Source organism: Paenarthrobacter sp. PPS72, assembly GCF_048537125.1.
Lineage (GTDB): Bacteria > Actinomycetota > Actinomycetes > Actinomycetales > Micrococcaceae > Arthrobacter > Arthrobacter nitroguajacolicus_E.
Window position 1 is genome coordinate 202,078 of the sequence record NZ_JBLYIE010000019.1, and the last position, 23,145, is coordinate 225,222.

The 23,145-nt window shown below is 60.9% G+C and carries 27 protein-coding genes, 1 tRNA gene and 1 pseudogene; 20 read left to right on the plus strand and 9 right to left on the minus strand.

Translation table 11 applies throughout. The features are described from left to right. The first annotated feature begins 95 nt into the window (after nucleotides 1–95). The 6 genes from ACLRGI_RS10015 to ACLRGI_RS10040 all read left to right on the plus strand — a co-directional run bounded on the left by ACLRGI_RS10015 (nucleotide 96) and on the right by ACLRGI_RS10040 (nucleotide 6,482). Nucleotides 96–1,040, plus strand: coding sequence for an ABC transporter ATP-binding protein (locus tag ACLRGI_RS10015; RefSeq protein ID WP_142937331.1), 945 nt, complete (start codon nucleotides 96–98; stop codon nucleotides 1,038–1,040). Nucleotides 1,041–1,042: 2 nt separating this feature from the next. Next, complete coding sequence (locus ACLRGI_RS10020) at nucleotides 1,043–1,894, plus strand: ABC transporter permease (protein WP_419201504.1); 852 nt, start codon at nucleotides 1,043–1,045, stop codon at nucleotides 1,892–1,894. 26 nt (nucleotides 1,895–1,920) lie between these two features. After that, nucleotides 1,921–3,210, plus strand: a complete 1,290-nt coding sequence (locus ACLRGI_RS10025; protein WP_419201505.1) for a sensor histidine kinase — start codon at nucleotides 1,921–1,923, stop codon at nucleotides 3,208–3,210. Continuing rightward, a complete protein-coding gene (locus tag ACLRGI_RS10030) occupies nucleotides 3,207–3,899 on the plus strand; it encodes a response regulator (protein WP_419201506.1) in 693 nt (230 codons plus the stop codon). The genes ACLRGI_RS10025 and ACLRGI_RS10030 overlap by 4 nt, the downstream gene beginning before the upstream one ends. Before the next feature lie 222 nt (nucleotides 3,900–4,121). After that, nucleotides 4,122–5,564 (plus strand): amino acid permease, encoded by a 1,443-nt coding sequence (locus ACLRGI_RS10035; protein WP_419201507.1) that lies wholly within the window; start codon nucleotides 4,122–4,124, stop codon nucleotides 5,562–5,564. Nucleotides 5,565–5,696: 132 nt separating this feature from the next. Beyond that, nucleotides 5,697–6,482, plus strand: a complete 786-nt coding sequence (locus tag ACLRGI_RS10040) for an IclR family transcriptional regulator (protein ID WP_419201508.1) — start codon at nucleotides 5,697–5,699, stop codon at nucleotides 6,480–6,482. Here the strand turns inward: ACLRGI_RS10040 and ACLRGI_RS10045 are convergent. Genes ACLRGI_RS10045 through ACLRGI_RS10055 form a run of 3 tightly spaced genes read right to left on the minus strand, consistent with a single transcriptional unit; the run spans nucleotide 6,429 to nucleotide 8,437 of the window. Continuing rightward, on the minus strand, nucleotides 6,429–7,199 hold the full coding sequence (locus tag ACLRGI_RS10045) for an IclR family transcriptional regulator (RefSeq protein WP_419201509.1): 771 nt from the start codon (nucleotides 7,197–7,199) through the stop codon (nucleotides 6,429–6,431). The genes ACLRGI_RS10040 and ACLRGI_RS10045 overlap by 54 nt on opposite strands. 51 nt (nucleotides 7,200–7,250) lie before the next feature. After that, nucleotides 7,251–7,991 carry a cyclase family protein gene (locus tag ACLRGI_RS10050; RefSeq protein ID WP_419201510.1) on the minus strand — a complete coding sequence of 247 codons (741 nt, stop codon included), beginning with the start codon at nucleotides 7,989–7,991 and terminating at the stop codon, nucleotides 7,251–7,253. Continuing rightward, the gene (locus ACLRGI_RS10055; protein ID WP_419201511.1) at nucleotides 7,988–8,437 is read right to left on the minus strand and encodes a hypothetical protein; all 450 of its coding nucleotides are present in this window, start codon (nucleotides 8,435–8,437) and stop codon (nucleotides 7,988–7,990) included. Before ACLRGI_RS10055 ends, ACLRGI_RS10050 begins: the two co-directional genes overlap by 4 nt. 165 nt (nucleotides 8,438–8,602) lie before the next feature. Here ACLRGI_RS10055 and ACLRGI_RS10060 point away from each other — a divergent pair, with 165 nt between their 5' ends. From ACLRGI_RS10060 to ACLRGI_RS10070, 3 genes are all read left to right on the plus strand, one after another. Further along, nucleotides 8,603–9,484 (plus strand): intradiol ring-cleavage dioxygenase, encoded by an 882-nt coding sequence (locus ACLRGI_RS10060; protein WP_419201512.1) that lies wholly within the window; start codon nucleotides 8,603–8,605, stop codon nucleotides 9,482–9,484. Between the two features lie 37 nt (nucleotides 9,485–9,521). After that, nucleotides 9,522–10,829 (plus strand): M18 family aminopeptidase, encoded by a 1,308-nt coding sequence (locus tag ACLRGI_RS10065; RefSeq protein WP_419201513.1) that lies wholly within the window; start codon nucleotides 9,522–9,524, stop codon nucleotides 10,827–10,829. Nucleotides 10,830–11,051: 222 nt separating this feature from the next. Continuing rightward, the gene (locus ACLRGI_RS10070) at nucleotides 11,052–12,458 is read left to right on the plus strand and encodes an amino acid permease (protein ID WP_419201514.1); all 1,407 of its coding nucleotides are present in this window, start codon (nucleotides 11,052–11,054) and stop codon (nucleotides 12,456–12,458) included. 92 nt (nucleotides 12,459–12,550) lie between these two features. Here ACLRGI_RS10070 and ACLRGI_RS10075 read toward each other — a convergent pair whose 3' ends face one another. Next, nucleotides 12,551–12,715, minus strand: a complete 165-nt coding sequence (locus ACLRGI_RS10075) for a hypothetical protein (RefSeq protein WP_419201515.1) — start codon at nucleotides 12,713–12,715, stop codon at nucleotides 12,551–12,553. A 119-nt stretch (nucleotides 12,716–12,834) separates the two neighbouring features. Between ACLRGI_RS10075 and ACLRGI_RS10080 the strand changes: the two genes are divergently transcribed. Next, nucleotides 12,835–12,917: transfer RNA gene (locus ACLRGI_RS10080), tRNA-Leu, on the plus strand. A gap of 71 nt (nucleotides 12,918–12,988) precedes the next feature. On the opposite strand, the pseudogene ACLRGI_RS10085 reads toward ACLRGI_RS10080, so the two are convergent. After that, nucleotides 12,989–13,204, minus strand: a pseudogene (locus tag ACLRGI_RS10085) (YnfA family protein); the annotation flags it as partial. Between the two features lie 267 nt (nucleotides 13,205–13,471). On the opposite strand from ACLRGI_RS10085, the gene rpsF reads away from it, so the two are divergent. From rpsF to rplI, 4 genes are all read left to right on the plus strand, one after another. Further along, entirely contained in the window at nucleotides 13,472–13,777 is a 306-nt protein-coding gene (gene rpsF, locus ACLRGI_RS10090; protein WP_011776755.1) for a 30S ribosomal protein S6, read from the plus strand. Nucleotides 13,778–13,827: 50 nt separating this feature from the next. Continuing rightward, nucleotides 13,828–14,409 carry a single-stranded DNA-binding protein gene (locus ACLRGI_RS10095; protein WP_011776754.1) on the plus strand — a complete coding sequence of 194 codons (582 nt, stop codon included), beginning with the start codon at nucleotides 13,828–13,830 and terminating at the stop codon, nucleotides 14,407–14,409. Nucleotides 14,410–14,537: 128 nt separating this feature from the next. Then, nucleotides 14,538–14,777 (plus strand): 30S ribosomal protein S18, encoded by a 240-nt coding sequence (rpsR, locus tag ACLRGI_RS10100; RefSeq protein WP_003800144.1) that lies wholly within the window; start codon nucleotides 14,538–14,540, stop codon nucleotides 14,775–14,777. Nucleotides 14,778–14,795: 18 nt separating this feature from the next. Then, complete coding sequence (gene rplI / locus ACLRGI_RS10105) at nucleotides 14,796–15,248, plus strand: 50S ribosomal protein L9 (RefSeq protein ID WP_089597031.1); 453 nt, start codon at nucleotides 14,796–14,798, stop codon at nucleotides 15,246–15,248. A 139-nt stretch (nucleotides 15,249–15,387) separates the two neighbouring features. Here rplI and ACLRGI_RS10110 read toward each other — a convergent pair whose 3' ends face one another. After that, nucleotides 15,388–15,810, minus strand: coding sequence for a DUF1801 domain-containing protein (locus tag ACLRGI_RS10110; protein WP_419201516.1), 423 nt, complete (start codon nucleotides 15,808–15,810; stop codon nucleotides 15,388–15,390). Nucleotides 15,811–15,882: 72 nt separating this feature from the next. On the opposite strand from ACLRGI_RS10110, the gene ACLRGI_RS10115 reads away from it, so the two are divergent. Continuing rightward, on the plus strand, nucleotides 15,883–16,734 hold the full coding sequence (locus ACLRGI_RS10115; RefSeq protein WP_419201517.1) for a PhzF family phenazine biosynthesis protein: 852 nt from the start codon (nucleotides 15,883–15,885) through the stop codon (nucleotides 16,732–16,734). A 49-nt stretch (nucleotides 16,735–16,783) separates the two neighbouring features. Here the strand turns inward: ACLRGI_RS10115 and ACLRGI_RS10120 are convergent, their stop codons facing one another. Beyond that, nucleotides 16,784–18,316 (minus strand): DUF6297 family protein, encoded by a 1,533-nt coding sequence (locus tag ACLRGI_RS10120; protein WP_419201518.1) that lies wholly within the window; start codon nucleotides 18,314–18,316, stop codon nucleotides 16,784–16,786. Between the two features lies 1 nt (nucleotide 18,317). After that, nucleotides 18,318–18,995: an ABC transporter ATP-binding protein gene (locus ACLRGI_RS10125; protein WP_419201519.1), complete on the minus strand. Its 678-nt coding sequence runs from the start codon at nucleotides 18,993–18,995 to the stop codon at nucleotides 18,318–18,320. 58 nt (nucleotides 18,996–19,053) lie between these two features. On the opposite strand from ACLRGI_RS10125, the gene ACLRGI_RS10130 reads away from it, so the two are divergent. From ACLRGI_RS10130 to ACLRGI_RS10140, 3 genes are all read left to right on the plus strand, one after another. Beyond that, nucleotides 19,054–19,845: an IclR family transcriptional regulator gene (locus ACLRGI_RS10130; RefSeq protein WP_419201542.1), complete on the plus strand. Its 792-nt coding sequence runs from the start codon at nucleotides 19,054–19,056 to the stop codon at nucleotides 19,843–19,845. A 25-nt stretch (nucleotides 19,846–19,870) separates the two neighbouring features. Next, nucleotides 19,871–20,221 (plus strand): iron chaperone, encoded by a 351-nt coding sequence (locus ACLRGI_RS10135; RefSeq protein ID WP_419201520.1) that lies wholly within the window; start codon nucleotides 19,871–19,873, stop codon nucleotides 20,219–20,221. Nucleotides 20,222–20,381: 160 nt separating this feature from the next. Continuing rightward, on the plus strand, nucleotides 20,382–21,281 hold the full coding sequence (locus ACLRGI_RS10140; protein ID WP_419201521.1) for a diacylglycerol/lipid kinase family protein: 900 nt from the start codon (nucleotides 20,382–20,384) through the stop codon (nucleotides 21,279–21,281). Here ACLRGI_RS10140 and ACLRGI_RS10145 read toward each other — a convergent pair. After that, nucleotides 21,278–22,165, minus strand: coding sequence for a hypothetical protein (locus ACLRGI_RS10145; protein WP_419201522.1), 888 nt, complete (start codon nucleotides 22,163–22,165; stop codon nucleotides 21,278–21,280). The genes ACLRGI_RS10140 and ACLRGI_RS10145 overlap by 4 nt on opposite strands. A 160-nt stretch (nucleotides 22,166–22,325) precedes the next feature. Between ACLRGI_RS10145 and ACLRGI_RS10150 the strand changes: the two genes are divergently transcribed. Together ACLRGI_RS10150 and ACLRGI_RS10155 are read left to right on the plus strand one after the other, a co-directional pair. Further along, on the plus strand, nucleotides 22,326–22,619 hold the full coding sequence (locus ACLRGI_RS10150; RefSeq protein ID WP_419201523.1) for a DUF4287 domain-containing protein: 294 nt from the start codon (nucleotides 22,326–22,328) through the stop codon (nucleotides 22,617–22,619). A gap of 76 nt (nucleotides 22,620–22,695) precedes the next feature. Continuing rightward, nucleotides 22,696–23,145, plus strand: a complete 450-nt coding sequence (locus ACLRGI_RS10155; protein ID WP_419201524.1) for an SRPBCC family protein — start codon at nucleotides 22,696–22,698, stop codon at nucleotides 23,143–23,145.

The window sequence follows — 23,145 nt, forward strand, 5'->3', positions numbered from 1 at the left end:
TGAGACAGGCGATTTACGTCCCTTCCCTGAGTAGCGTTGTAGGTACATTCAAAACTCACTTGCACACACATGTGCTCCGAGGAGGGAACGCTTCCATGATCGAAGCAAAAGGCCTGACCAAGGTCTACGGCGAGAAGACCGCCGTGGGCGGCGTCAGTTTCACTGTCCAAGCCGGACGGGTGACGGGCTTCCTGGGCCCGAACGGTGCCGGCAAGTCAACCACAATGCGCATGATCATGGGATTGGACGCTCCTACATCGGGCTCTGTAACCGTGAACGGCGAGCCCTTCGCCCAGCACAAGGCGCCGCTGCGCGAGATCGGTGCCCTCCTGGACGCCAAGGCTGTCCACACCAGCCGCACCGCTTACAACCACCTTCTTGCCATGGCGGCGACGCACAGCATCCCCAAGAGCCGGGTCCGTGAAGTCATCGAGATGACCGGCTTGGGTGACGTGGCCAAGAAGAAGGTCAAGGGGTTCTCGCTCGGAATGGGTCAACGCCTCGGCATCGCAGCCGCGCTGCTGGGTGATCCGCAGACCATCATCCTGGACGAGCCGGTCAACGGCCTCGATCCTGAAGGCGTGGTCTGGGTCCGTAACCTCGTCAAGTACCTGGCCTCCGAAGGCCGCACGGTCTTCCTGTCCAGCCACCTCATGAGCGAGATGGCGTTGACGGCGGATCACCTGATCGTAATCGGCCGCGGCAGGATCATCGCCGACGCACCCATTGCCGAAATCATCACCGGCAAGGGCCACGCCCGCACTCGCGTCCGCACCGATCAGCCGGAACGCCTCATGCAGCTCCTTGCCGGAACCGGTGTTTCCGTGGAGGTCCACGAACGGGAACTGCTGGAGGTTTCAGGGCTCGACCCACGCGGCATCGCCCGCACAGCCCTGGACAACCAAGTCATGGTCTACGAGTTGACCCCCCTCCAGGCAAGCCTGGAAGAGGCGTACATGGAACTGACCAAAGACGAGGTGGAATACCACTCGCACATCACCACCGGGGCCTCGGTTCCCGCTCAGGCCGGAGGGAAATAGACATGAGCACCACCACTTTGGACCGCAAGTCCATTCGCAACTCCGTCGGTCCCGGACCGGCATTCCACCGCGTACTCAACTCGGAATTCATCAAGTTCCGCACCCTGATGTCCACGCTGATCCTCTTGGCGTCCACGGCACTGGTCATGGTGGGCTTCGCCGCCCTCTCAGCATGGGGAACGGGACAGTTCGCAGAGCAGGTTGCCAACGACCCGGATGCCGCAGCCGCCATGGCCGCCCAGGGCGGGGACCTCGCAGTCAGCATCCCCACCTCCGGAATCTCGTTCGCACAGCTCATCCTCGGATCCCTGGGTGTCCTGCTCATGAGCTCCGAGTTCACCACGGGCATGGCGCGCTCCACCTTTGCCGCCGTTCCCAAGAGGCTCTCGCCGTTCATGGCCAAGCTGATTGTGGTCATGGTCAGCTCCTTCCTCCTGACAGCAGTGTCCATCTACATTGCCGGGCTTGTGTCGCTCCCCATCGTGGACAACTACGACCTCAAGCTGGACCTTGGAAGCTCACAGTCCGTCAAGCTCCTTTTGGTCAACAGCATCTACGTGGCAGCTGTGGCAGCCATTGGCATGGCCCTCGGAACAATCGTGCGCAACTCTGCCGGCGGCATCATGAGCCTCGTTGGACTCCTGTTCGTGGCACCCATCGCCTTCCAGCTCATCCCCGGCGACTTCTTCAAGGAAGCCAACAAGTACCTCCCCACCAGCACCATTAGTCCGCTGACCGCCGTCGAGCATGTCCCCGAAACGCTCGAAGCCTGGCAGGCAGGACTGGTCCTGGGAGCCTGGGTTGTTGTCCCGGTTGCGCTTGCCATGCTCCTGCTCAAGAAGCGGGACGTCTAGGACGGGTTGCCGTCTAGGCTCGATCCATGACTGAAGTTTCACAGATGAAGGACGCGTCAGCCACCACGGCCGACGCGTCCTTCGCTGAAATCACCCAGCGCCGCAGGGGCCGGATCCGGCGCTACTTCTACAAGCGCCCTCGCGCCATGGATGCAGTGGTAATCCTTTGCTACGTGCTGTTGGCATTGCCCACGATCATTACTTCGATCATCGATGGCAAGTGGCTCGTGGTGGCCATCCTGCTCCTGATCGCCATCGCGTTGATCTTCAGGCGGCAATTTCCGCTTCAGGTAGTGCTCGCGGTCGCCCTTCTGGAAATTGCGGCCACCATCCTGAACCCGTGGGGCTCGAACGTTTCTGCGGGTCTATGGTTTGCGCTCTATGCCGTGGCGTCCCTTCGGAAGCGCGGGCTCGCGTTAGTGGTTTTCGCTGCTGCCAGCCTGCCGTTGAGCCTTCTGTACTTGTTCATGTGGACGAGTCCAAGCCAGATGGACAACCTGCAGGACGTCCCTGAGAACTTCCACCTCATCAACAACATCGCCACTGCTGCGTCCATCCTGCTTTCCAACCTCCTGGCTACTGGTATCGGCATATCGGTACGGCAACGCAGGGAGCATGAAGCAGAAATCGCCGCGTGGGCCGCCCGGACAACGCAGCTCGGCAAGGTCACTGAGCGGAACAGGATCGCCCGCGAAATGCACGACGTCGTGGCCCACTCGTTGACGGTCATGATCAGTCTCTCGGACGGCGCCGCGGTGGTGGTCAAGAAGGATCCGGATCGAGCCGGCGAGGTCCTCGGCGAACTGTCGCGCACCGGCAGGGCCGCGCTGGCCGATATGCGCAGGGTACTCGGGGTTCTGAGGGACGATTCCGGGCGACCGGCGCCGCTGACGCCTCTCGAATCCGGGCAGAACCTTGCGAAACTCCTGGACGGTTTCCGAACCGCCGGACTGCCGCTGCACTACGCCCACACGGGCCCGGGCCTCCCGGCTGACCCGGCTTTTGAACTCACTGTCTACAGGATCGTGCAGGAGTCGCTGACAAACGTCCTGCGGTACGGGCGGTCGCTCAGCCGAGTTGACGTCCATGTGGCTCGCGACGGCGATTTGGTCACCATCGACGTGCTCGACGACGGCCGCGGAACCCGCGAAGGCGGCAGCGAAACCGTGGGCAGCCTGGGAACCGGACAGGGCATTGCAGGAATGAATGAACGCGCCGGAATCTATGCTGGAATCGTTACGGCCGGTCCAGGAAAAAGGGGAGGCTGGGCGGTCCACGCCGAGCTCCGCTGGAACGGCGAAAAGGGGGAATCATGACCGATGACAACATCAAAGTGCTGCTGGTGGACGATCAGCCACTGCTTAGGATGGGCTTCCGGCTCATTCTTGAAGGCGAGGACGACTTCCGGATTGTGGGAGAGGCCTCTGATGGAATTGAAGCCGTCCGCCAGGTGGAAGCTTTGCAGCCGGATGTCGTCCTGATGGACGTACGCATGCAGGGCATGGACGGCATTGAAGCCACACGACGAATCACGAATTCAGGTTCCGATGCACGGGTCATCATCCTCACCACATTTGATCTTGATGAGTACGCCTTCACAGGGCTGCAGGCCGGGGCGTCTGCCTTCCTGCTCAAGGACGTGGCCCCTTCCGAGCTGGTCCACGCGGTGCGCTTGGTGGCCAGCGGCGATGCCGTAGTGGCTCCCCGAGTCACGCAACGGCTGCTGGAAACGTACGTTCGAGGCGGCGTGGTTCCAGGTAACTCGCCGGGTCCGCACCGCGATCCTCTCTTGGACGAACTCACACCACGTGAAACCGAAATCCTCACCACCATCGCGGAGGGCTTATCCAACGCGGAGATCGCCCACAAGTTCTTCCTTTCCGAAGCCACGGTGAAGACCCACGTCCGCCGGATACTGAGCAAGCTGCAACTGCGGGACAGGGTGCAGGTTGTGGTCTACGCCTACGAAACCGGACTCGTGGTTCCGAGCAACCCGGACTACTGACGCTGCTTCCGCTGGTCTACCGGGACCTTTGAAGCCCGGGGCACTCTTCTCAGCGGGCGCCATCGAGCAAGGCAAGGCAAGACGCGTGCGTTATAAACATTCATAAATGTCTTTAACGCCCATACGGCCGTGTCTTGTGTTACCTTCGTCACTACAAGCGGACTGGTTTCCTCCTGCAGCCACGGCGTACCGTTCGCATCTGTCACGTAACGGAGACAAGACATGGAATCATCTACACCCCTGAAACTGGAACAGCCCTCGGACGCCATGCCCACGGCAGTGGAAACCGGCCTACGCCGGTCAATGGGTCCACGCCACCTGATCATGATCGCGATGGGAGGCGTCATCGGTTCAGGCCTGTTTCTGAGCTCCGGCTACACCATCTCCCAAGCAGGCCCCCTTGGCGCTGTCATTGCCTATCTGGTAGGCGCCTTTGTGGTCTATCTGGTGATGGCCTGCCTCGGAGAGTTGGCCATCGCTTACCCGGTGTCCGGTGCTTTTCACATTTACGCCGCCCGTTCCATCGGTCCGGCAACGGGCTTCGCCACGGCCTGGCTTTATTGGCTTTGTTGGGCAGTGGCGATCGGCTCTGAGTTCACAGCCTCCGGATTGCTCATGCAGCGGTGGTTCCCGGACGTTGATGTGTGGGTGTGGTGCCTCGTCTTCGCCGCCATGCTGTTCGGGTTCAACGCCTTCTCCTCCAAGTTCTTTGGAGAGTCCGAGTTCTGGTTCTCCATAGTCAAGGTGGGTGCCATCATCGCCCTGATCATCTTTGGCGGGGCTGCCCTGTTCGGCTTCCACCCCATGTCGGAGTCCACCAGCCACCCGTTCCTCTTTGAAAACTTCAATACTTCGGGTGGTCTGTTCCCCAACGGATTTTCCGGCGTCCTGGTGACAGCACTGGCGGTATTCTATGCCTTCTCCGGTTCCGAACTTATTGGCGTAGCCGCCGGGGAAACCAAGGACCCGGCCCGGAGCATCCCTAAAGCCATGCGCAGCACGGTCATCCGACTCCTGATCTTTTTTGTGGGTGCCATTGCCGTGATCGCCGCAACGGTACCCTTCGACCAGGTGGGGTTGGACGAGAGCCCATTCGTTACGGTCTTCGCTTCCGTGGGGATCCCCTTCGCAGCGGACATCATGAACTTTGTCATCATTACTGCGCTTTTGTCTGCCGGAAACAGTGGTTTGTTCTCTTGCGCACGGATGCTCTATTCATTGGCCGATGAAGGACATGCGCCCAAGGCCTTCAAGCGTCTCACCCGACGCGGCATACCGCTGATAGCCCTTTCGGTCAGCATGGTTGGCGGCTTGGCGTCCCTGGTCAGCAGTGTGGCTGCCCCGGAGATTGTTTACCTGGCCCTTGTTTCCATTGCAGGTTTTGCCGTGGTGGGTGTCTGGATGTCCATCACAGCATCCCATTTTTTCCATCGCAGGGCGTTCGTCCGCAATGGCGGGCGTGTAGAGGACCTTGCCTACAAAGCCCCGCTTTACCCGTTGGTGCCTATCCTGGCCTTTGCGCTCTGCTTGGTCTCCCTCGTTGGCATCGCTTTTGACCCTTCCCAGATTGCCGCCCTGTACTTCGGTGTTCCCTTCGTGGCCGCCTGCTACCTGTTCTTCCACTTCCGCTACGGCCGGAAGTCCAGGGCACGGCGTTCGGCCTGATTCAGCCCCACCATCACTTCGCAGCCGGACTTCATGTCCGGCCGCGGAGCTTGTTGTGCGGACCCCTTAATGACCCTGCCCTCACTTCAGCGTGTGAGAATTGCGTGAACGCTTGGTGGAAGGAGCGGATTCGTGGATGTGTCACCCGAGGCGTCGTCCTTATCGCAGGGCCTTCGTCTTGTTCGCTTGGTAACGGACCGTGAGAAGCAGGGCCGGCAGCTTCTGGGAGTGTCGCACCTGGCCGCGGAGTTGGACATGGAACAAAGCCGTGTGTCCCGGCTCGCTCAGGAACTGTGTGATCTGGGGCTGCTCGAGCGCGTAGACCGCGGCCCCTTCCGGACGGGACCACGGTTTTTTAGTTTGGCGGCCTCGCTCAATGCAGGATGGGTCCTTCAAGCTCGCGCGGAGTTGGAAGAGTTGGTGTCGGCCTTCGGGTTGAGGTCCAGGCTCTCCGTACGGGACGGCGTCCGCGTTCTCTTATTGCGCTCGTCCACCAACAACTCGGTGCTGGGTGGTTTCGCCAAGCCCGGCATGGTGACGCCCGTGTGGTGCACTGGCGGGGGCCGCGCGCTGCTGTGGGATCACTCCGTCGCTCAAATCGAGTCGCTGCTCGCTGAGGTCAACTTCATTGGTGTCGGCGGACCAGCGGCTGCGCATTCGGCTGCGGAGGTCACAGGATTAATGGAACGCGACCGTCCCCGGGGCTTCGTTCTGGCCGCTGAAGAGTTCGAACACGGAGTCTGGGAGTTGGCTGTCCCTGTCCGCGACACCGGAGGCCGGATTGCGGCGGCCCTCAGCGTCCTGGGAAGCCGGTCAAACCTTGAGTTGGGCGCCCCGGAGATTGCTGCGGTTCTCCAAGCGGCTTCACAGCGGCTGGGCACTCCCGCCCACTTGGGCCTCAAGCCACTCTCGCCATGAGCCCAGAGCCACGGCGAACGCCTCCCGCTGGGGTTCGATCCGTGCCTTGGGCCCAACGATCTGCAGGGCAGCTGCAACTTCTCCCTTGAAGTCCCTGATGGGTGCCGCCAATGAGTAGAGCCCAGGCTCGGCCTCTTCATCCACTACTGAATATCCACGCGCACGCGCTTTGTTGAGTCGGTCCAGGAAGTCTTCCACTGACACCGGGGTGTTGGGCCCGTGGTTGACGAATTCCACGTCGTCAAGGATCTTCCGTATTTCAGCGTCGTCAGCATCCCAGAGGAGAGCCTGGCCGGCGTCACTGCAGTAGGCGGGGTAGGGGCGGCCCAACCAAGAACCCACCAAATTGGCGCTTTCCGGAACTTGCTCGCCTATTGTCACCGTACTGTTTCCACTGAGCACGCCCAGAAAGCAGGCCTCGTTGGTTTCGGAGGCCAAGCCTTCCAAGGCAGTGAGACCGTCGGTCTTCAACCGCTGCTCAGTCACCAGCTGAGCGTCGGTAAGGATGGACCAGTCCAAGCTGTATTCACGCTGCTCGGTGCGCCTGAGGAAACCTTCCTGGTGTGCCCCCTTCAAGCTCCGTGACACCTGACTGCGGTCCTTGCCCAGGCGACCTGCGACGTCGGCCACCGTGCCGCCGTCGAATCCTTCTGCGTGACGTTCCCCGACGGCAAGGAGGGCCAACATTCCACGGCCCATGCTTGAAGTCTTTGACATGGCTCGATTCTAACCACCCGCTTGCGGCATGCGTGCATGCAGGGGACAGGCCTAGTGGATGGAGAAGACCCGGGCCGGAAAGCCGCTGCCCTCCAGCGGCTTCGCCCACGTAGCAATCAGGGCGGCCCCCGCCACAGGAACGTGCTCCAGGTTGGCCATCAGTTCGATCTGCCATTTGTCCTTGGCGAGCACGTAGGTTTCCAGGCTGAAATCCTGCCGTGAGGTGGCCGTCCCGGGGTCAGTGTCTGTTTGTTCGTGGCCGAAGGCGGTGACTGCGCGTTTTTCGATCAGGTGTTCCAGAACTTCGTGGGACCACCCCGGAGTGTGGCTTATCCCGGCGGCGTCGCGGTTGGCCATGGCTGCAGTATCCGGCCAGCGGCGGCTCCATCCAGTGCGTAAAGCCACGAATGACCCCGCGGGGATGTCACCGTGGCGCGATTCCCACTCCAGGACGTCGTCCATGCGGGGTGTGGCGTCCGGATCGGCCGGAACCCGGCTGCTGATGTCCAGGATCACTAACGGCAAAACCATGTCTTCGACGGGGAGCTGATCAAGGGTTCGCCCGCCACGGACAAAATGCGACGGCGGATCTACGTGAGTGCCCCACTGGCCCACAATCGAGTACCTGTGGGCAGTGAATCCATCCCCTCTTGCAAGGTCGAAGAGGGTATCCCTTGTCTCGTCGGGAAAGGCAGGAAAGTGGGGCTGGCCGGGATGGAAGGCGTGGGTCAGGTCCGTGAATGTTCTGTTGAGGAGTAGTGGTGCCAGCTCCGGCCACAGGGGAGAGTTCATGATGCCATCCTTGTTTCGGAGTGGGCGGCAGCAGCGCTGCTGGAGACGCTGAGTGGTCCCGATACCTCGATAACGGGAACTTCCCACGGGTGGATGTCCACAATTCGCTGAACAAGGGCTTGGACAGTGGTCTGGTCCAGGGTGTCGTCAAAGTAGGTGGTGAACACGAACGTTGGTGAGATTGTCCGCTGGCCCACGGTCCCAAGGGTGGGGTTGGCCCCTTCGGCAACTGTGAAGCCCTCGAATCCTGCGGAGGACTCAAAGACGTGGTGATAGTTCCCGAAGCCGCCCAGTTCCGGTGTGGTTTGCAGTTCATCCAGCAGGGAGGTAATTCCGGCGTCGGAGTTCAACGCCCGGAGGTCGCCGCCGGCAAGTTTAGTCAATGTCTCTGCGGGAATGGGCCAATGGATGCGGAGCTTGCGCACCGTTTTAAGTTCAATGTTCATGTCAGGGACCCTTCCGTCAGTGCGTCTTTGAGATATGGTGTCACGATGCCAAGGTCATTACAAGCATATGGAAATGTTTATATTGCACGTTGGTGCGGCTGCCTTCACAGCGCTCGCACAGTCCCGCCATGTACAAGCCATAGGTGGGCCGAGTTTCATGGATGCATGACTACTCCACATCCCAACCATGATCGCGGCCTTGAATTCGATCTCTCCACGCTCCTGAGTCGGCGTCGCAGTTTGGGCCTCCTCTTTGGCGCCGGAACAGCAGCAGCCCTCGCGGCCTGCACCCCGGGTACGGGAGGCGGCAAAGCGTCGCCGTCGAGCACTGCCAGTGCTACCGCTACAGCAACTGAAAGTTCGACGGCGGCAGCATCGCCTTCCGCTACGAGTACCGTGACCCGTGCCTTCGCAGAATGCGGAGTGGAGATCCCTGAGGAAACGTTGGGACCCTACCCTGGCGACGGTTCCAACGGCCCCAACGTGCTTGAGGCGTCCGGAGTGGTTCGCCGCGACATCAGGTCCAGCTTTGGAACTTCCACCACCAAGGCTGAGGGTGTGCCGCTGACGGTTACCCTGACGCTCCTGGATAACGCGAACGGTTGCGCTCCTTTGGCCGGCGCCGCTGTGTATGCCTGGCACTGCGACAAGGATGGCAAGTACTCGCTCTACGATTCCGGCCTTGAGAACGAGAACTACCTCCGCGGCATTCAAGAATCCGACGCCAACGGGCAACTCACTTTCAGCACCGTTTATCCCGGAGCCTATAAAGGCCGCTGGCCTCATATTCACTTTGAGGTATTTGAATCCATGAGCAACACAACGGCAGCCGGGCAAGTGCTCGCGGTCTCGCAGATTGCCCTCACGGAGGCCGCGTGTAAGGACGTCTACGCTAGTTCCGGTTACGAGTCCAGCGACCGAAACTTCCCGAATACCACCCTGACCTCGGACAACGTCTTTGGGGATGATGGGGGCATATACCAGTTGGCGACTATGTCTGGTTCAGTCGCGGGTGGCTACACTGCCGCGCTGAACGTCACCGTGTAGCCCTGTGGATAAAGAAAGCGCGGCTAGACTCGGGGGCATGCCTTCGAATGCCTCCGCAGCAGTTGACCACATCAACGATCTGGGCGCGTACGTAGCGGCCTCTCCTTCGAGCTTCCACGCGGTGCACCAGGCTGCCCTGCGGCTGGACGCTGTTGGCTTCACTGCGTTGGATGAGCTGCAGCCGTGGGGCGGAGGAGCAGGCAAGTTCTACGTGATTAGGGACGGCGCACTGATCGCTTGGGTGACCCCGGAGAACGCAGGTCCCACCACCGGCTTCAACGTCCTTGGCGCGCACACCGATTCGCCGTCCTTCAAACTCAAGCCGAAGCCCACCACGGGCAAATTTGGTTGGTTGCAGGCCGGCGTCGAGGTCTATGGCGGCCCACTCCTCAACTCCTGGCTGGACCGTGAACTCCAGTTGGCCGGCCGGCTGGTGATGCGTGACGGCACCCAACACCTCACGGCGACTGGACCACTCCTCCGCTTCCCGCAGCTTGCCATTCACTTGGACCGCGGCGCCAACGACAACGGGCTGCAGCTGTCCAAGCAGCAGCACATGAACCCCATCTTCGGTCAGGGTGATCCCGCCGGTGAGGACGTGCTGGGATTGCTCGCCTCACGTGTGGAAGGCAGCAGCGTTGATGCTGCGGACATCGGCGGGTACGACGTCGTTGTTGCGGACACGCAGGCACCTGCGGTTTTCGGGGCCAAAGGTGAGTTCTTCGCCTCCGGTCGCTTGGACAACCTTTCCTCCACGCACGCTGGCTTGGTGGCGCTGATGGCGCACGCAGCCGCAGCACCGACGACGGGTCCGATCGCCGTCCTCGCGGCGTTTGATCACGAAGAGATCGGCTCCAATTCGCGCTCCGGCGCCTGCGGACCTATCCTCGAGGACATCCTGGTGCGCGTCTCCGACGGCCTCGGCGCCTCGGTGAGCCAGCGGCGGCAGGCCCTGGCGGCGTCGTTCTGTGTATCTGCGGATGCCGGCCACGCCGTCCACCCGAACTACGCGGAGAAGCACGATCCTGCCAACAGGCCGGTACTCAATGGGGGTCCGCTGCTCAAAATCAACGCAAACCAGCGCTATGCCACCGACGCTACCGGCGCGGCGTTGTGGGCACGGCTTTGCGATGAGTCAGACGTTCCGTACCAGGAGTATGTTTCACACAATGACCTGCCGTGTGGTTCCACCATCGGACCCCTGACTGCCACCCGCTTGGGTATCCGCACGGTGGATGTAGGTATCCCGCTGCTGTCCATGCACTCTGCGCGGGAACTGTGTGGAGTGCAGGATGCGAAGAGCCTGGCGGCGGTAGCAGAGCGGTTCTTCCGGACAGCAGTGTAAGCGGAAGCTTCAAACAGTCATTTCACGGGTGTTACTAAAGTTTCCTATAGGAAACATTGGATGCATGCGAGAGTACATTTTGTGCAGGCTTCTGTTTTCAAGCTCCGCAAATTGTTCAGCTGCACAGGATGAGCGCTGGTGTAGCAGGTTAGCGTGATTTAGTCATGTGGTCCGTGGCACACCACTGCGGCCAACCTCAAACCTAAAGGACGGCGCCGATCCATGCACGCTGACCAACAGCTTTCCAAGTCCCTTAAGCCCCGACACCTCTCCATGATTGCCATCGCCGGCGTCATCGGAGCCGGTCTGTTCGTTGGCTCCGGGGCTGCCATCCAGCAGGCCGGCCCGGGAATCCTCGTGGCCTACCTGGCTGCCGGCCTCGTGGTCATCCTCGTCATGCGCATGCTTGGCGAAATGGCTGCGGCCAACCCTGAGACGGGTTCCTTCTCCACCTATGCCGACAAGGCGCTTGGCCGCTGGGCCGGGTTCAGCATTGGCTGGCTCTACGCCTGGTTCTGGATCATCGTCCTGGGCATTGAAGCCACGGCCGGTGCGGCCATCATGCACCGCTGGGTTCCCGGCGTCGATCAGTGGGTCTGGGCCCTCATTCTGATGGTGCTCCTCACGCTGACCAACCTGGGATCCGTGAAGTCCTACGGTGAGTTCGAATTCTGGTTTGCCTCCATCAAAGTGGCGGCAATCGTCATTTTCCTGCTGGCTGGAATCGTTGCCATCCTCGGCTTCATGCCCGGAGTCTCAGCACCCGGCGTCGCCAACCTGCTTGAGCAGGGCGGCTTCATGCCAAACGGCCCGGGCGCAGTCCTCGCGGGCATCCTTGTGGTGGTCTTCTCCTTCTTTGGCGCGGAAATCGCCACCATTGCCGCCGGCGAATCCGAGAACCCGGTAGACGCCGTCAAGAAGGCCGTGAAGTCCACTGTTTGGCGCATTCTGATCTTCTACATTGGATCCATCGCAATCGTGGTCACGCTCCTGCCCTGGAATGACGCCTCCGTGGCGAAGAGTCCCTACGTTGCCGTGATCGAGCTCTATGGAATCCCGGGCGCGGGCACCATCATGGACATTGTTGTCCTCACCTCGGTGCTTTCCTGCCTGAACTCCGGCCTTTACACCGCCAGCCGCATGCTTTTCTCGCTCTCGCAGCGCGGCGATGCACCCCGGGCCTGGATGAAGATCTCCAAGCGTGGCGTTCCGGCTGCGGCCGTGCTCGCTTCCACTGTGGTGGGCTTCCTCACCGTTGGTGCCAACTACATTGCACCGGATTCCGTGTTCCTGTTCCTCGTGAACACCTCGGGTGCCATTGCATTGTTCGTGTGGTTGGTCATCGCAACCTCGCAACTCATCCTGCGTAAACGAATGGGCGCGGCTGCCAAGGATCTCGACCTCAAGATGTGGTTCTTCCCGTACCTCACGTGGATTGCCATCGGTGCCATCGTGGCGCTCATCATCGGGATGGTCATCATCGAATCCACGCGCGAGTCACTGTTCCTCTCGCTGGCCCTGGCGGCGATCGTTGTAGGCATCGGCGTGCTTCGCTACCGCAATAAAGCGAACTCGCCTTCCACTCCGGTGCTTGGCGGGGAAGCCGAACGAGCCAAGATCGGTTCCTGACCGGCGTCGTGTCTTATTGCGGGACAGCCGCCGTCAGTACTCGACGGCGGCTGTCCCGCATCGCTCTTAAGGCACCACCGCCGTCGAGCCTTCTAAAACTCTGTTTGGCGTGACGGTTCCGCTTGCTCGTTGCGCTTTCTGTCAGCTTGCAGGATGCCGTCGCGCACGCCGGCGCGGATCACGAAGTACAGAAAATAGAGCGCGATCGCGGAGAAGATAACTGTCAGAACCAAGGCGCTTAGGGGTGTGGCATCCATGGCCCCAACCCTAGCGGGAGGCTCCCAGTGCCACAGGAATCCACAGATTGCCGTTCTTCGTGTTAGTGTCTTTGACGCTGTCAAGGAGAAAAACGAAGTCTTGTTCTCCTGATCACCTTGCGCGGGTGGCGGAATGGCAGACGCGCTAGCTTGAGGTGCTAGTCCTCGAAAGGGGGTGGGGGTTCAAGTCCCCCTCCGCGCACAAAGAAACCCCCGGAAGTTAATCTTCCGGGGGTTTTGTCGTTTCCGTTCGCGTTTCTTCGAGTCCCAGTCGCCAGTTCGCGGCGCAAACATGATGACGCCCATGCCAACGATGCAGATTGCTGCCCCGATCACGTCCCAGCGGTCCGGCCGAACATCGGCCATGAGCATTCCCCACGCGAGTGAGTCGGCAATGAACACCCCGCCATAGCCCGCGAGGACGCGGCCAAAGTGGGCGTCGGGTTGGAAGGCTGCGAAGAAGCCGTAGATGCCCAGCGCGGCGATACCAAACGATAGAGAACGATGGACTTCAGGACGGTCATAGGCCCAGCATTCCGTGCTGCTGCGTCAGGTTATCCACATACGCAACCTGACTGGTTCCGGCCCTGGATCCCGTCGAATAGCTTTGAGTGCAGGAGATGCACTAAGATATTGAAGTCTGTGTTACGCCCTCTTGCCGTGTTTTCGGCCGGGGAGCGCCAATGCAGCATCGCAAATGAACCTCCTGTTACGGAAATACCGTAACCGCTTAGCCCAAAGGAGGTGGGTTCACATATGCGTCCTTACGAATTGATGGTAATCATCGACCCCGAGGTCGAAGAGCGTACCGTAGAGTCGTCGCTTCAGAAGTTCCTCAATGTCATCACCACCGATGGTGGAACCATCGAAAAGGTAGACATCTGGGGCCGTCGCCGTCTGGCGTACGACATCAAGAAGAAGTCCGAAGGTATCTACGCCGTGGTGAACTTCACCGCAGCTCCGGCTACCGCCAAGGAACTTGATCGCCAGCTGTCTCTCAACGAGACGATCATGCGCACCAAGATCATCCGCCCTGAAGACCAGAAGGTCGTTGCTGAGTAATCAGCCCCTTCCAGATCTTTACCCCGAAGGAACGAACAAGGAGGCAGTAGATGGCAGGCGAAACCACTATTACGGTCATCGGTAATCTCACCAATGACCCCGAGCTGCGGTTCACCCCGTCTGGCTCAGCAGTAGCGAACTTCACCATCGCTTCTACTCCCCGGACCTTTGACCGCCAGTCCAATGAGTGGAAGGACGGGGAAACCCTGTTCCTACGCGCATCGGTATGGCGCGAAGCAGCCGAGAACGTGGCCGAGTCCCTCACCAAGGGCATGCGCGTCATCGTTTCCGGCCGTTTGAAGAGCCGTTCTTACGAAACAAAAGAAGGCGAAAAGCGCACCGTAATCGAGCTTGAGGTCGACGAAATCGGCCCGAGCCTGCGTTACGCAAACGCCAAGGTCAACCGAACCCAGCGCTCCGGCGGTGGCCAGGGTGGCTTCGGTGGCGGTAACGCCGGTAATTCCGGTGGCTTCGGAGGTGGCGCTCCTGGTGGAAACCAGGGCGGCGGCAACTCCGGTGGAACCTGGGGCGGCAACCAGCCCGCACAACAGCAGGATGACCCCTGGGCTACGCCCGGTGTCAGCAATGCTGGCGGCTGGGGCAACGGCCCGGATTCCGAACCTCCCTTCTAAACACCAAATAAACGTCCGACGCCGGACGCTCACCGGAAGTGCCGAAAGGCACCATGGCAACAACCGCCGTCGAACACCACCATCCCGTGGATCAATATCCACGGGCTCCATAGAAAAGGAGCTCCACGATGGCTAAGGCTGAACTCCGTAAGCCCAAACCAAAGTCCAACCCCTTGAAGGCCGCTGACATCACTGTCATCGACTACAAGGACGTAGCACTGCTGCGCAAGTTCATCTCCGACCGCGGAAAGATCCGCGCTCGTCGCGTCACTGGCGTTACCGTTCAGGAACAGCGCAAAATCGCCCAGGCAATCAAGAACGCCCGCGAAGTTGCTCTGCTGCCTTACTCCGGCGCTGGCCGCGGCTAAGGGAAGGGATTAACTAACATGGCAAAGCTCATTCTGACCCACGAAGTAACCGGTCTCGGTGCTGCTGGCGACGTTGTCGAGGTCAAGGACGGTTACGCACGTAACTTCCTGCTGCCCCGCGGCTTCGCACTGACCTGGAGCAAGGGTGGCGAGAAGCAGGTTGAGTCCATCAAGGCTGCCCGCGCCGCTCGTGCACACGCTTCTGTTGAAGCTGCACAGGCACAGGCCCAGGCTCTGTCCTCCAAGAAGGTCAAGCTCGAGGTGAAGGCCGGCGAGTCCGGTCGTCTCTTCGGCACCGTCAAGCCTGCTGACGTCGCTGCTGCTGTTGAGGCCGCTGGCCTCGGCGCCATCGACAAGCGCAACGTTGAACTGCCGAACCACATCAAGTCTGTCGGTTCGTACACGGCCAACGTTCGCCTGCACGAGGATGTTTCTGCTGTCATCGACCTCGAGGTCGTAGCAGCAAAGTAGTCTCTGACTGCATCTGAAGACCCCTGCTACCGGATTCCGGTAGCAGGGGTCTTTTTGTTCCCCAAAGCCCCGCCGAGATGGCACTTAACGACAGTTCGGGGCGAAAACACCGTCATCAAGTGCCACCTCGGCGCGGGATTTAGGGGGTGTGAAGCTCCTCCATGACGTGCTTGTAGCCGGTACGGATCATCTCGGCCAGGATGTCCCGGTCCACATCGTCCAGCTTGTTGACATAGAGGCAGGCGGCACCGGTCTTGTGTTTCCCGAGATCGGGAAGCAGGCGGTCGGCATCGGGGCCATAGGTGAGTCCATACAGTGCCAAACTGCCCTTGCGCGGTGAGAACCCGACGGCGGCTGAGTCACCTTCGCGCCCGGTGTCGTATTTGTAGTGATAGCTACCGAAGCCAACGATCGACGGGCCCCACATGACGGGTTCCTGACCGGTGATCTCACGCATCATTTCCAGCAACTCGAAGCCGTCCTCACGACGCTTCGGATGTTCCACAGCGGCCAGGAATTCTTCTACGGAAACGTCCGTGGGCTGGGTCTTGTTCTCTGCCATAGGGGTAGTTTCGCAGACGTGGGCAGGTGCGTCAGCAAAAACCGGTCAGCACCCGAATGATAGCCTTCAGCGGTGACTTCAGAAGCCCTGCGCAACCGCCCATTCCATCAGGTAGACGTCTTCTCGGAGGTGCCGTACAAGGGCAACCCGCTGGCCGTCGTGGTCGATGCCGAAGGCCTCAGCCCAGGGGCGATGCAGCACTTCGCCAACTGGACCAACCTCTCCGAAACCACGTTCCTGCTCCCTCCCACCCACCCCCAAGCGGACTATAGGGTACGGATCTTCACGGGCAGCGAGGAGTTCCCCTTCGCCGGTCATCCCACGCTTGGTTCAGCGCATACGTGGTTGCAGGCCGGGGGAGTGCCCAAGACGGACGGAGTTCTGGTTCAGGAATGCGGCGCGGGTTTGGTGAGGGTAAAGCACGACGCCGGCCGCCTGGCTTTCGCCGCTCCGCCCCTGACTCGCTTTGGCCCCGTGGATGACGCCATCCGGGCACAGCTCGCTGCTGGTCTGAGGCTGCCCGAGGGTGCTCTGCTGGACGCGTCGTGGCTGGTGAACGGCCCCACGTGGATCGGCGTGCTTCTTAATTCCGCGGAGCAAGTCCTGGCCATTGAACCCGATCTCGTCGCCATGGGTGACCTCAAGGTTGGGGTGATTGGCCCACACGAGCCGGGTTCCGGCGTCGACTTTGAAGTCCGGACGTTCATTCCGGGTGACGCCATGGTGGAGGACCCGGTGACCGGCAGTTTCAATGCCGGTGCGGCGCAGTGGCTTATTGGCAGCAGCCGGGCGCCTGATGAATATGTGGCAGCTCAAGGTACTGTCCTGGGCAGGGCTGGCCGCGTTCACGTCAAGGCTGATGATGGCGAAATCTGGGTTGGTGGGGCGTCGGCCACGTGCATCGAAGGTACGGTGCTCCTCTGAACGGTGCTTCTCTCAACGGCGCTCGGAAAGACGGCGCTCCGCAAAACAGTCACGTGCGCTTGGCCCGCGACAGCACCACCACCAGGAAGATGCCGGCACTCAAGGCAGCCTGAATACTGACCACGGACATCGGCACGTAGCCGAGGTACAACGCTAGCAGCAGCGGAACCATGGCCAGGATAGTCACGTCCATCCCCCGCATGAGTGTGCCAAGTTGGGCGCGGGGAACCGGACCGAAGGGTGTTTCAACCGGAGGCGCGGTCCAGTCCGGGGGAGTCCTCGTCGCAGCGCGGAGAGTCCCCGCGCCCATACCTACGCCTGCGAGGGCGCCGACTCCTATCAACCAGGGATCGGCCGCACCCAGGAGAACCAAAAGCCCACTCAGCCCGGTCATCCAGACAGCCATTGCCAAACACGGCATAAGCGCCCGGCTGCTCCTCACAAGTGCCGGATGCAGCGGCAGCAGGGCGTCGATTTCCGGAACCAGCGCCGTCTTACGGGCCACGTGGCCCATACCGGAAGCAGTGGCACAGCCGGAGACCACTATGACCGCCAGCTGTGCGAATTCCGGCAGCCCGCCTTCCACGAGCAATACGGCGATGCAGGCGATAAGCCACAGAATCGGTGGTGTCACCGGGGGATTGAGCCTGAGGAAGGCCACCACATCAGCGCGGATCAGTGCCCTCAGTGGGCCCCGGGCCGGGCGGGTGTAGAAGCGGGCTGCCCGGCCGCCGTCGACCCTCTTGTTGCCACCACCAAGCGCTCGAAGCACCTCATTGGAATCCATCATGAAGAGGGACGCTCCGGTATGACCGGCTACGGCGCCGCCCCGGACCAGTTCGTCACCCCGCACTTGACCCGCGCGCGGCACCACCACTGCCAGGAGTCCGATGGCGGCAACGGCCAGCAGCGCTGTCGGCCACGGCGACCAGAACACTGAGGGAAGGATCGAGCACAACAGAAGGGCCGCCGTCGTCGTCGCCCTGCCGAGACGCGGCACCAGCAAACCGAGCTGCTGAACGGCCGCGAGAGTAACCGCGATAGCGCCGGCCGCGCCGAAAGCGAAGGAAGCAAGAAGGTGTTCCAGAGGCGCGCGGTCAACGGCAGTCACCATGCTGAAGGGCAGGTAGATCACGGCCGCGCCGGGGGCAGTAAGCGCAACTTTTCGAACGAAGGGCGGCAAGACCATGGGACGGCGATCGACGGGTAGCGTCAGCCACCAGGTGCTCTCTGCGCCGTTGACAGTCATCGGACCAAGCTTCCGCGCAAGGTTGCTGATGACGAGGAGGGCCGCGAAAGTGACGGATGTCCATAGCAGGGACTCCGGCAGGACGAGCCATTGCGCGCGGATGATGCTGTTGGATGTTGACGCCCGGTCTGCGATTTCGTTGCGCAGCGCCAGGACGAACGAGGCCGCCAGGGTCAGTGATACACCAATGCCTAGTGCCCAGCTGTAGGCGTCGACGAACAGGTCTCCCCACGAGGTCCGGCTGCGTTTGTAGCGTCTGGCCGAGCGGCGGGTGAAGCGGACAATCTCAGAGGCGAGCTCCCGATCCTGCGAGGATGGTTCAACGGCGAGCATGTCAGGACCCGGCAATGATCGAGGCCCCCTGATCCGGACTGAACTCCCGGACTTCGTCGTCAATAACCAAACAGGTGGAGGCCGTGGCAAGCAACAGTTGGGGATCATGGGTGACCAGCACTACTGCGCCGCCGTCGTGCGCATGCGTGGCGATGCGATCCCCGAGGGCGACCCGCATGCGCGGGTCAAGCCGTTGTTCCGGCTCGTCGAGGATAAGGAGCGACGACGGGCGGATAAGTCCAGCGGCAAGCAGCAACCTCCGGCGCTGGCCCGAAGACAACGCATCAGGGATGGCGTGGGCCCTTCCCAGGAGTCCGAAGAACTCCAGTTCTTCCTCGACACGGGCTTCGGGGTCATCAAGGGAGTGTCCTCGGGCTATGAGGAGCAAATGTTCGCGAACGGTGAGGGAAGGGAAGAAGAGATCATCGTCGAAGACTGCGGATACTTGCCTCCGGAACGGCACGGCGTCCGGATCAATGAGTAAGCCGTGGACCTTCACGTCGCCGGCCAGGGAAGTCTGCCGTCCCGCTATGGTCCGGGCCACCGTAGACTTTCCTGCGCCGTTGACGCCGACGATTCCCAAGACCTCGCCCGCGTCCACCGACGCGGAAACTTCGCCACAAACCGGAGCCCCGGCATAGCCAACCAACAGGCCTTCGGCCTCCAAAACTGTCCCCATGGTGCAACCCTACCGGCGGGATTGGCGCGACCCCGCTGCAGCGTTTAGCGTGAGTCATATGTCAGCATCCGATGCTTCCGCGAAGGCCAGCGGTAACCCTTTGCTGGTTCTGGGTAAGATCACGTCCATCCTGGATGCCTTTTCCTTGTCCAAGCCCGTGCTTCAGTTGGCTGATATCCGCGAGTTCACCGGCATGCCCACGTCCACGGTGCAACGACTGGTCACGAATCTGACATCCCAGGGCTTCCTTGACCGCGAGGGCGACGCTTACCGAATCGGGATGCGTATGGCGTACTGGGCTGCGCCCGCAACCCGGGGCATGGAGGTTGTGGACATCCTCAGCCCGCTGCTCAAGAACCTGCGCGACACCACCGGAGAGACTGCCTGCTTCTTCAAAGCCGAGCAACACTACCGGGTTTGCGTCGCCATGGCCGATACACATCACGCACTCCGCCGCGAGATGCACCTGGGCAAGATCGTCCCGCTTCATGCAGGCTCAGCGGGCAGGGTCCTGCTCGCTTGGTCGCCGGAGCTCATGGAAGCCGTCCTGAGGGACCCTTTGGAATCCATTACCGACTACACCATCACCGGTTCAGAAGAACTCGAAGCCGCAGTGAAGAAAACCCATGCGGATGGTTTCGCCATCACTGTGGGGGAGAGGGAAGACGGGGCATCGGGCCTTTCGGCCCCTGTTTTCGACTCTGCCGCCGGCTTGGTGGGCGCGGTAACCATCAGCGGACCAACACTTCGGATGCCGTTGGAGACGTGCGAGGCCTGGGTGGAACCCCTTCTCGCCACAGCGGAGCACATGACCAGGCTCATTGGTGGCCGGTTCCCCGGCGAGAGCTGAATCCTCAACCGTAGGGAGAATGACCATGCCTGACAAACCCCCGACAGTGGATGCGTATATCTCTGCCCAGCCTGAGGCCACCCGGCAGGTCCTCCAGGAAATTCGACGAACCATCCACGCCGCCGTGCCGAATGCGGGGGAGATGATCAGCTACGGCATCCCCACCGTCACCATTGGCGGGCACTACGTGGTGTACTTCGCAGCTTGGGCGCACCACATCTCGATCTATCCGGTCCCTCGTGGTGATGAAGGCTTAGCCGCGGAGATCGCCCCTTACCTCTCCGGCAAGGGGACCCTGAAATTCCCGCTGGCCAAGGAAATTCCTTTCGATTTGATAGCCAGGGTTGCTGCGCAACTCGCGGCAGGGAAGAGATAAGGGCCCCCAACTTCTCCGTTGAGGGCTATCGTGACAAACTCAAAGAGCTGGACGAGCAAATGAGAGCTGGTCGCCCCTTCATGGCTCACTCCACCCGGCACCTGATTGACGCCCAGCGCAATGGGTAGAAGTTAAGCGGGCGCACCTAGGAGGAGCACATATGGATTCTGCACGGACCTTTGAGTCGATTGTCATCATCTTCAATCCCAACAGCACCGGGGACGCGCCTGAGCTGGCGCAGCAACTGCACGACAGGCTGAGGGAGCTGCTCACGTATCAGCCCGAAATTACCCTCAAGCCCACCGAGCACGCCGGGCATGCGGTAGACCTGGCGCGGGAAGCTGCCTCAAAGGGCGGCGATGTCCTGGTGGTTTCGGTGAGCGGCGATGGCGGCTACAACGAGGTGGTTAATGGTGTGATGCAGGCCAAGAACCCGAAGGCCGTCTGCGCTGTGAGGGCTGCCGGCAACGCGAACGACCATAGCCGGATCATGGCGACCAAACCTTTGGAAGAGGCCATCGCGGAGGGACACGTTCACAACATCGACCTTCTCCGGATTCACACTGGCCAAACGGAGAATGAGCCCCTCGAATATGCGCATTCTTATATCGGATTCGGCCTCACCCCGGTGGTTGCCACTGAACTCGAAAAGGGCAGCAAAGGCGCTTTGAAGGAAATGGTCACGGTGATCCAAACCTTCTCCAAGTTCGAACCCTTCGGCATCCGCCTGGCAGACGGTAAGCGCCGAAAGTTCGACAGTCTCGTGTTCGCCAATATCAATGAAATGGCCAAGTACGCCACGTTGAGCGAAGCAGAGGACCACCCGTCGGATGGGAAATTCGAGGTGATCGTCTTCCCGCACATGCCCAAATGGCGCACTCTGCTGACTGCCCTCAAGGCCACCACGCAGGGGCTGGGTGATCAGCCGAGCGTGAGCAGCTACGAATTCACCACGCTCAAGCCGCTGCCGTACCAAATGGATGGTGAAGTGAAGACAGTGGAGGCCAACGTGAAGGTAAAAGTGGAGTGCGCTCCCCGCGCCTTGCCCACTCTCGGTTAGGCCCGTTGGCCAGCGCAGGCGGCCGTGACGAAGTCGTAGATTCGCCCGCGCAGGTCATTCGAAGCCGCAATCTTCAATACGCCCTTCCTATCGCCAATGGCGACCCTCAGCGGTAATAAGGTCCCCACCTTGTCTTCCGCGACAGCATGCGGGTCACAACGGGCGGGGCGGATGGTCAGCGGAAGTTCCTGCGGGGCCGTACCCACGGTTGTGTTTGTCGGCCAAGGATCCGTGGGGGATTGCGCCAGTAACGTGGTTTCGTCGATCGACTCAATGGTCAGGTTTTGCCCCGTCCCTCCCGGTGTGGCTGGCGTGATGACAAGGCGCACGACGGCGGTGCGACCGTCCGCGTCCACCTCCAGTGCCGGGTCCAAGACCATGGTTGCGACAGCGGCTGCTTCCGATGCAATGCATAGCTCTCCGGCGTTTCTGGGCAGGACGCCGAAGGGATCAGAGGCGCTGGCGTTTTCCTCTACAGGATCCTCGCCCGGGGCTGAGTAGCTGATACTGGCGTTGATTTCCGTTGTGGCTTGGTGTGTTTCGCAGGCTGCCGCGGGCAAAGCAGCAGGAAGGCTCTTCGGTTGGCGGGGTGGCAATTCAAGGCTGCCCTCTGATGGCTCCCAGGTGATGTCATCTTCAAACAAGGGAGATCGCAAACGGGCGCCGGTCACGGTCAGAGGTGAATCCGTGGTGTTCGTGAGCTGCAGCAGGATGGCATGTTGTCCGTACTGATCCCGGGATTGGTTGACCTCTACAGTGATGGGTCCCGAACTCCCGCTGGTGGGCTGGGAGGCTGGATCGCCCGAGTCACATCCGGACATAAGCGGAAGCGTCACAGCGACGGCCGCACCCACCGCAAAAGAGTGCCACAGCTGGCTCGTCATGCGATCAGTGTAGGGGCGCAGGCATACCGCCCGATACCATCGGGACCCCTCCACCCCGGCGCAGCAGGTTCCATAAAAGGTGCCGCAAGGTGTCGGTACCATGTGGATCACGAATACTTAGGCATCCTCCTCATGAAATCAAAGACGAAAGGCGACGCTGATGTCGTTCCAGGCTTACCTCGACGCTATTGAAGACAAAACGGGACTCACACCTCGGCAACTGGTTGAAATTGCGGAAAGTAAGGGATTCAACGACCCTTCGGTTAAGGCCGGGACCATCCTTGAATGGCTCAAAGCTGACTATGATCTTGGCCGTGGACACGGAATGGCGTTGGTGCACGTCATCAAGAAGGGCCCGGGGATTGACAGCAAGCATGTGGGATCGGACGGGACCCACCGCGACGAATCGGACACACTTTGGCTGGACGGCAAGGCCACTAAACCAACTTCATGACAGCATGGTGGCGAGGTAACACTAAGCATGCTTAGCTTAGTGTCAACACACTGATGGGCACGCAGAGAGGAACACCATGTCCACCGTGACGCAGCTGTTCAAGTCCCCTGCCGCTGCTATTTGGAAGGTGATCGCCGATGGCTGGCTCTATTCGGGCTGGGTTGTGGGTGCCTCAAGGATCCGCGCTGTAGACGAGCAGTGGCCCCAGGTTGGCGCGAAGTTGCACCATTCTGTTGGCTCCTGGCCTTTCCTTATCGATGACAGCACCCGGGTGACAAAAATGGAACCCAGCCAAAAGCTTGAGCTTCTCGCCAGAGGCTGGCCTTTGGGCGAGGCGAAGGTGCAGATCACGCTGGAGGACCTGGGAGGTTCCCAATGCCGGGTTTCCATCTCGGAGGATGCAGTGCGTGGCCCAGGAAAAGTGGTTCCCAAAGCCCTGCGGGATCCCATGATTTCCGTACGGAACCGGGAGACACTTAGACGCTTGGAGCTCATGGCTGCGGGCGGGGCTGGCCGGAAAAGCTAG

What these genes read in the sequence shown, in the direction of transcription:
- ACLRGI_RS10145 (WP_419201522.1), bottom strand. Translation starts at nt 22,165, where the DNA reads ATGACGAGCCAGCTGTGGCACTCTTTTGCGGTGGGTGCGGCCGTCGCT.
- ACLRGI_RS10140 (WP_419201521.1), top strand. Translation starts at nt 20,382, where the DNA reads ATGGATTCTGCACGGACCTTTGAGTCGATTGTCATCATCTTCAATCCC.
- ACLRGI_RS10150 (WP_419201523.1), top strand. Translation starts at nt 22,326, where the DNA reads ATGTCGTTCCAGGCTTACCTCGACGCTATTGAAGACAAAACGGGACTC.
- ACLRGI_RS10055 (WP_419201511.1), bottom strand. Translation starts at nt 8,437, where the DNA reads ATGAACATTGAACTTAAAACGGTGCGCAAGCTCCGCATCCATTGGCCC.
- ACLRGI_RS10025 (WP_419201505.1), top strand. Translation starts at nt 1,921, where the DNA reads ATGACTGAAGTTTCACAGATGAAGGACGCGTCAGCCACCACGGCCGAC.
- rpsR (WP_003800144.1), top strand. Translation starts at nt 14,538, where the DNA reads ATGGCTAAGGCTGAACTCCGTAAGCCCAAACCAAAGTCCAACCCCTTG.
- ACLRGI_RS10035 (WP_419201507.1), top strand. Translation starts at nt 4,122, where the DNA reads ATGGAATCATCTACACCCCTGAAACTGGAACAGCCCTCGGACGCCATG.
- ACLRGI_RS10130 (WP_419201542.1), top strand. Translation starts at nt 19,054, where the DNA reads ATGTCAGCATCCGATGCTTCCGCGAAGGCCAGCGGTAACCCTTTGCTG.
- ACLRGI_RS10075 (WP_419201515.1), bottom strand. Translation starts at nt 12,715, where the DNA reads ATGGATGCCACACCCCTAAGCGCCTTGGTTCTGACAGTTATCTTCTCC.
- rplI (WP_089597031.1), top strand. Translation starts at nt 14,796, where the DNA reads ATGGCAAAGCTCATTCTGACCCACGAAGTAACCGGTCTCGGTGCTGCT.
- ACLRGI_RS10120 (WP_419201518.1), bottom strand. Translation starts at nt 18,316, where the DNA reads ATGCTCGCCGTTGAACCATCCTCGCAGGATCGGGAGCTCGCCTCTGAG.
- ACLRGI_RS10155 (WP_419201524.1), top strand. Translation starts at nt 22,696, where the DNA reads ATGTCCACCGTGACGCAGCTGTTCAAGTCCCCTGCCGCTGCTATTTGG.
- ACLRGI_RS10030 (WP_419201506.1), top strand. Translation starts at nt 3,207, where the DNA reads ATGACCGATGACAACATCAAAGTGCTGCTGGTGGACGATCAGCCACTG.
- ACLRGI_RS10020 (WP_419201504.1), top strand. Translation starts at nt 1,043, where the DNA reads ATGAGCACCACCACTTTGGACCGCAAGTCCATTCGCAACTCCGTCGGT.
- ACLRGI_RS10015 (WP_142937331.1), top strand. Translation starts at nt 96, where the DNA reads ATGATCGAAGCAAAAGGCCTGACCAAGGTCTACGGCGAGAAGACCGCC.
- ACLRGI_RS10060 (WP_419201512.1), top strand. Translation starts at nt 8,603, where the DNA reads ATGACTACTCCACATCCCAACCATGATCGCGGCCTTGAATTCGATCTC.
- ACLRGI_RS10050 (WP_419201510.1), bottom strand. Translation starts at nt 7,991, where the DNA reads ATGAACTCTCCCCTGTGGCCGGAGCTGGCACCACTACTCCTCAACAGA.
- ACLRGI_RS10135 (WP_419201520.1), top strand. Translation starts at nt 19,871, where the DNA reads ATGCCTGACAAACCCCCGACAGTGGATGCGTATATCTCTGCCCAGCCT.
- ACLRGI_RS10045 (WP_419201509.1), bottom strand. Translation starts at nt 7,199, where the DNA reads ATGTCAAAGACTTCAAGCATGGGCCGTGGAATGTTGGCCCTCCTTGCC.
- ACLRGI_RS10125 (WP_419201519.1), bottom strand. Translation starts at nt 18,995, where the DNA reads ATGGGGACAGTTTTGGAGGCCGAAGGCCTGTTGGTTGGCTATGCCGGG.
- ACLRGI_RS10095 (WP_011776754.1), top strand. Translation starts at nt 13,828, where the DNA reads ATGGCAGGCGAAACCACTATTACGGTCATCGGTAATCTCACCAATGAC.
- rpsF (WP_011776755.1), top strand. Translation starts at nt 13,472, where the DNA reads ATGCGTCCTTACGAATTGATGGTAATCATCGACCCCGAGGTCGAAGAG.
- ACLRGI_RS10110 (WP_419201516.1), bottom strand. Translation starts at nt 15,810, where the DNA reads ATGGCAGAGAACAAGACCCAGCCCACGGACGTTTCCGTAGAAGAATTC.
- ACLRGI_RS10065 (WP_419201513.1), top strand. Translation starts at nt 9,522, where the DNA reads ATGCCTTCGAATGCCTCCGCAGCAGTTGACCACATCAACGATCTGGGC.
- ACLRGI_RS10070 (WP_419201514.1), top strand. Translation starts at nt 11,052, where the DNA reads ATGCACGCTGACCAACAGCTTTCCAAGTCCCTTAAGCCCCGACACCTC.